Origin of the sequence: Cupriavidus phytohabitans, from assembly GCF_000426345.1 — a bacterium.
GTDB lineage: Bacteria > Pseudomonadota > Gammaproteobacteria > Burkholderiales > Burkholderiaceae > Cupriavidus.
The window spans coordinates 1-5,410 of the sequence record NZ_AUFE01000153.1; the positions used below are offsets into that span (position 1 = coordinate 1).

Here is a 5,410-nt window from a genome sequence, read left to right on the forward strand (position 1 = left end):
CCAAGCTCGTCCGTTACGTCGAGAACGGCGCCTGGCCGATATCGAACAATGTGATTGAGAATTCGATCAGGCCGTTCACCGTAGGGCGCCGGAACTGGCTCTTCTGTGACACCGTGGCTGGCGCGAACGCAAGCGCGAATCTGTACTCGATCATTGAGACCTGCAAGGCCAATGGCGTCGATACGTACCGCTATCTCGTCGCCTTGTTCAAGGCGCTGCCGCTCGCGAAGACCGCTGACGACTACGAGGCCTTGCTGCCTTGGAATCTCAAGACATCCGCTGTTTAGCCGACCTCGTATCCGGCCGCAAGAGGCGTTGTTAGTCGACCGCTTACGTTCTCTCCCGAGGTTGCTCGGGCGATTCGAAAGATGAAACCGACACGACAAGTCGAATGTGTGGAGCTGATGATCGCAGCGAACAACGTGACAGTCGCCTACGCCGAGGCTCTGCTCGTCGCCACACCGGCATCGCGCCTGGTCGACGGTAAGAAGCCGGCCAAGCTCACAGGTGTGAGTCAAGAACAGATGGCGAGAATGGAGCGAGAGATGAGCAATCTGCAAGAGCAGTACAAGATCGTGGAACAGACCTATGGTCAGGATGTGCTAAATCTCGTACTGGCCAAGGGCTATCTCGTGAATCTGCTGGAATGCGAGCCGGTATTGGCGTATTTGCGTCAGCACCAGCCTGATCTAGTGCGTGAGTTCGAGTCGATTCGCGACGTTGTGTCGCTTGAGCAATAGCACGCCTACTGCGACACGGGGCGCGATGAAAATCCGAGGACGCTTGGATTACTGACTTTCGAATTCCGCCATCAGGTCCGCCGGCAACGGGGCGTCAAAGTCGTCGGACACGCGGACCTTGCCTTTCAGACCACCGAGGCGGCGCATGGGCTTCTGCGGCGCATACGGAACCATGCGCACAAGCGGCTTGCCCGCCTTGGCAATCACAATGTCCTCACCTTCGCACACCGCCTCGACCAACTTGGACAAGTGGGTCTTGGCCTCGTTGATGTTGACCATATGCATACCATCTCCCAAGTTTCGACTTAGTCTAGTCTAGTGCGCCGAAGGGCGCAAACATCGATCGTTACGAGGCACAACTTACCCGCACCGCCCCCTCGGGTCGCTCCGCGCCCCCCAGCCTGAAAGAACGTGGAGAACTGTCAAGATTCCAAGTCCAGCACCATGTTCTACCGCCTCAGCAGCCCACTAGTCCTATCGCTTCCGAGCACACGTCTTCGTCCAGTGGAGAATTCCAGCAGCCCAGGCCAAGTGGTGGTATCTAATGCCATTCGTCAGGCACAAGACTTCTTGAATAGTGCGTCATGGACAAGGAATAGGTCGCCACGTGCACGTGAACACGCCACATACAGCTTGTTCCTGGTCTTCGGGGCCAACTCATGAAGCGTTCCTTTGTGAAGTTGCTTCCAAGAGGTCTCATTCAATACCACACAGACATTGTCGAAATGATCCATTCCCTTGCTTGCTCCCCAGTTCTGGGAATAGCAACCGTATTTGGCGTGGCGGTCATAGAAGAGCTTGACGACGTTCGGATCCCTGTACAGGGCGGCCGCTTCAGCGGCGTTGTCAACCACGCTAACCGCAGTGAGACGGTCACGGTGAGAATGGATGTCAATGTGCAACTGTTCACGAATGAAGTCACACACAGATTTGCTGCAGCGCCGACTTGTTTGCAGAGACTGCTTGTCGATCACGATTCGTTTTGCGGCGAAGCGATTTTCGTACTCTTCGATGCTGTCATGCAATCGCTTGTTGACGGGACCATCTCGACTCGTGTCGAATGTGTGTTGATAAAAGTCGCCGACCAGTAACACGTCCGTCTTCGCGCCACAGAGATCGAGGAGCAGATTAAAGTCGTGACCAGCAAAATCCTGAACCTCGTCCACGAACACCCGATCAAAGTATCGCTCGACTCGACCAACTATCTCCGGCACACACTTCTTAACATCTAGAAGCTTCGCGATTCGATTATGGTAGAGACGCCCGCTTCCATCGATGAAGCGAGCGTTGTTCGTCGCGGGAATCCTTGACGTTGTCGCGGGCGGCATGGAAAAGTTGACGCCCTTGGTGCGCAGCGTCATCTGGAGCAGTGGACGAAAGCAAAAGCTATGGAGGAAGGTGAAATAGGTACGAAGGGTGATGTTCTGGGGAAAGTGACCGAACTTCTGAAGAATCTTGAGACGTAGGTGAGCGTAGTTGTTCTCGGTGTATGTGACAAGCAAGACTCTCCGCTCAAGATCGAGCTCATCAATGATGCGGGTCGTCTTCCCGGAGCCCGCAACGGCAAAGATCACCCTCTTATCCATGCGATGGCCTTTTCGATATAGTTGGGGACTTTGAGCTCACCACCTTTCTTTCTGAGCAACGCGAGTGCGGCATCCGCCTTATTTGCAAGCATGTATTCAAGCACCGTCAACTTCTTTCGACCAGCGGCAAAAACTGCATCGCAAGCCTCTGTGTTGCATGAGTAGAGGCTAATCTCGAAGGTGCTCTGCTTGTCATCGGCGTCCGAGAATACTTTGCCTTCGTCGTAGACGTGCTCCGAAAAATTATCGACACAGTTGACCTGGAAGTTCCCATCGTTGTCCCGAATGGCTGCTGTCTTAATGCCAAGCAGCTTGCCAAGCTCCAGATACCGCTTGAAACTGGTCCCACCGATGGCGATGATATGTACGCCGTCTTGCTCTGGGGAAACTCCGCCACTGACTGTCCTATATAGAGACTCGAACAAGATGAACTCGGCGTCTCCCTCCACCAGTATTACTTTCTCTGAAAGTGCATACTCCAGGACATTATTGTCGGGTGCCTTGATAAAGAAGTCGGCTGTATCCGGAGAAAGCGCCTTCAAGTTGGATGCCTTGTTGCCAGCGCCAAGCAACTGTGCATGCCTTAGGTTGAGCCTGGATGAGATATGGCTGCTATGGGTTGCGATGAATAGCTGAGTCTGGTCCGCATCCACCAAGCTTTGAACGAGCCGCTTCATACTTGTGTGGCTAAGATGGTTCTCGGGCTCTTCAAGGAGCAGGACATGGAGCTGAGCGGCAGCCTTGTGCCGGTTTAAGGCGAACTCGGTCTTCAGGAAGCACTGTCGACCCTTGCCACGGCTCTCGAGCGGAATTTCGTCTTCCGTAATTACAAGATCTACTTCAAGATTGGAACGGGAACCACTGCGAACGCCGAACTGGTAGTCAGGGATTTTCTTGTTCAAGTGGGCGAGGTGCTCATCCCTAAATGACTCCTTGTTTCGACGATACTGGTTCTCTAGCCTATGTCGCTCCGACACATCAGCATGCATGCTAAATACCGCCCGAGTGTATTCGCGTACTGCGTGGTCGCTATCTATGCGAGAGCTATCCAGGGACAAATGTTTGAGAGGGCGTTTGAAGGTGACAAGCGGCTCGCCGGAGAAAGTCTTGAACTTGATCCCGTAGTATTCGTAAGGGAAGTTTGCCTCGTCCTGGTTTAGGACCTCAAGGATGGCCTTACCATACTCTTCAATGGGTTCGATCTCCATTCGAAGGCCGTCGGCCTCGATGTCTTTGGAATTCTGCCTGCCGTTCAGCTCGAAGTGTCCGCCCGGTCTGAGCCAAGCTTCGACAAGCATATTAGGAAGACGGTCAAACTTCTTCTCGCCGGCGAGAAACGTCTCGACCGCCTTCTTGCAGAGGAGAGTTTCGATGCCGATGGCCTCCACTCGGCTGCGGCTCGCGCCTAGAACCAGGTCGAGCGCTAGAAGTAGCGTGCTCTTCCCGGCCTCATTGTCGCCAATGAGGATGTTTGTGCCGGCGTCGAAGTCAAGCTCGAGCGCATCGAACTTCTTGAAGTTTTGAAGAACTAGCTTTGCAATGGCCGTCACTCTGGCTTCTCCTGTTGCCGATTGTTGAGTGGTTATTTTTAGCGACCAATGATTATGCCAAAAGCGCTTCGAAGCGCTTGAGCAATTTGTCAGTTCTAGTCGGAGAGCCGCGAGCAAGATGCCGCTGCTCGACGCGTTGCACAGGAAATCTTCGAGAGCACTCAGCGGTTGACGAAGTAACTCGAAGTGCATTCATCGAGCTGGAACGCGCGACCGGGGGCTGACCTCTAGCCCCGGTCCGTCGCCATCGCTACAGCAGCCACCGACAACAATCGACCGCCTCTAAACCAGTAAAGGAGTGACCTCGCAAACTCTGACAGGGCAGCAGAGCAAATGGAGAACAGAGATGACCCGAACGAGGTGGCGACGACGGATTGGAGGCTCAGCCCTTTCGCTGTGTGATAACGCGCGGAAAGAAATTGCACACCTGCTTACGTGCGGCGAGAGCTCTGAGGGCGCTTCACTTCTGCCCAATAGCCAGCGTCTTGTGGACCTCTGGGAGGTCATACACAGTAAGGATCCCAAGAAGCTTCTGTTCGATCTTTCCATCCTCGGTTATTAGAATCGCATCAAGGTTTTTACCACGATCATTGACCTCTGCGAACTTCGATAGCGCATCATCGAGAGTAGCCCGCTTAGATATAAAGCAGTAGTGGTTGTCGTCCTCTACATGCCGAAGCACCTCCTCTACTTCCGTTGATTGCAAGCTAATGAGATCTTCCGAGACCTCAGACGCCAACCAGCGAACGACTGTCTCCGTTGTAAGTAATGCGATGAACTGCCCGTTGGAAGTGATCGGCAATTGCGAGAATGATCCTTCGCGCATGTCTTTGATCGCACTACTAATGGGGTCTCGCTGTTCACGTGATTTGACGACCTTCTGAAACTGAGGGTAGATGACTGGAGGCTTCAGCAACAGCTCCATGATACGCTCGAAGTCACGCACCGCGCGGTCATTTGGCTCAGCGATAACATGTTCATCTGAGCGCTCGTGGACGATGGCATTGCGAAGGTCAGCGAATTCCTTCAGATCTTCCTTATACCGACGGACGGAGGAATTTTTTTCGGCGAATCGCTCCACGAGCTGATAGAAGGTAACGCCGCGATCTGCGTGGAGTTGCTGTCGCAGCCAGCGCTCAATGTCTGAAAATGTCTTGAGGAATCTCTGGGAGTTCGACATGTGGTGAGAGATAAAGTCAAATCTGGTGTACGAAGGTTGATCGTGGCCGGTTCTCAGGCGGCGAGTTTCTGCTGATCCGGCGGATTGTCTTGCGCCGGGGCACCGTCCTTGAAGGGAATGCCCTTCAAGAGCAGTTCGATGTGTTCGGCACCGTTGATGCGGCGCCAGGTTTTCTCGGCTTCCTCGATCAGCTTGAAGGCCAGGCCAAGGAAGGTCGCTCGTGACACACAGTTGCGCGTGCGCGTCGTGCGGTGACGCACAGTCGCGAAGGTCGACTCAATCGCGTTCGTCGTGCGGATGTGCTGCCAGTGCTCGGCCGGGAAGTCGTAGAACGTCAACAGGCTGTCCCGATCT

General features: G+C 54.1%; 6 protein-coding genes and 1 pseudogene. 2 read left to right on the plus strand and 5 right to left on the minus strand.

Annotated features, from left to right (window positions below; all coding sequences use genetic code 11):
- Together K309_RS38685 and K309_RS38690 are read left to right on the plus strand one after the other, a co-directional pair.
- Positions 1-287 (plus strand): transposase domain-containing protein (locus tag K309_RS38685; protein ID WP_035878241.1); only part of this gene is annotated, 287 nt, incomplete at its 5' end.
- 48 nt (positions 288-335) lie between these two features.
- Positions 336-740 (plus strand): annotated as a pseudogene (locus K309_RS38690) (plasmid partitioning protein RepB C-terminal domain-containing protein); the annotation flags it as partial.
- Positions 741-788: 48 nt separating this feature from the next.
- Here the strand turns inward: K309_RS38690 and K309_RS0133695 are convergent.
- The 5 genes from K309_RS0133695 to K309_RS0133715 form a co-directional block, all read right to left on the minus strand.
- Positions 789-1,025, minus strand: coding sequence for a type II toxin-antitoxin system Phd/YefM family antitoxin (locus K309_RS0133695; protein WP_029050320.1), 237 nt, complete (start codon positions 1,023-1,025; stop codon positions 789-791).
- A gap of 269 nt (positions 1,026-1,294) precedes the next feature.
- Positions 1,295-2,326, minus strand: a complete 1,032-nt coding sequence (locus tag K309_RS0133700) for a DEAD/DEAH box helicase (RefSeq protein ID WP_029050321.1) — start codon at positions 2,324-2,326, stop codon at positions 1,295-1,297.
- Positions 2,311-3,876, minus strand: coding sequence for an ATP-dependent nuclease (locus K309_RS0133705; RefSeq protein ID WP_029050322.1), 1,566 nt, complete (start codon positions 3,874-3,876; stop codon positions 2,311-2,313). The genes K309_RS0133700 and K309_RS0133705 overlap by 16 nt, the downstream gene beginning before the upstream one ends.
- 460 nt (positions 3,877-4,336) lie before the next feature.
- The gene (locus tag K309_RS0133710) at positions 4,337-5,056 is read right to left on the minus strand and encodes a CBS domain-containing protein (RefSeq protein ID WP_029050323.1); all 720 of its coding nucleotides are present in this window, start codon (positions 5,054-5,056) and stop codon (positions 4,337-4,339) included.
- 53 nt (positions 5,057-5,109) lie between these two features.
- Positions 5,110-5,410 (minus strand): IS256 family transposase (locus tag K309_RS0133715; protein WP_029050324.1); only part of this gene is annotated, 301 nt, incomplete at its 5' end.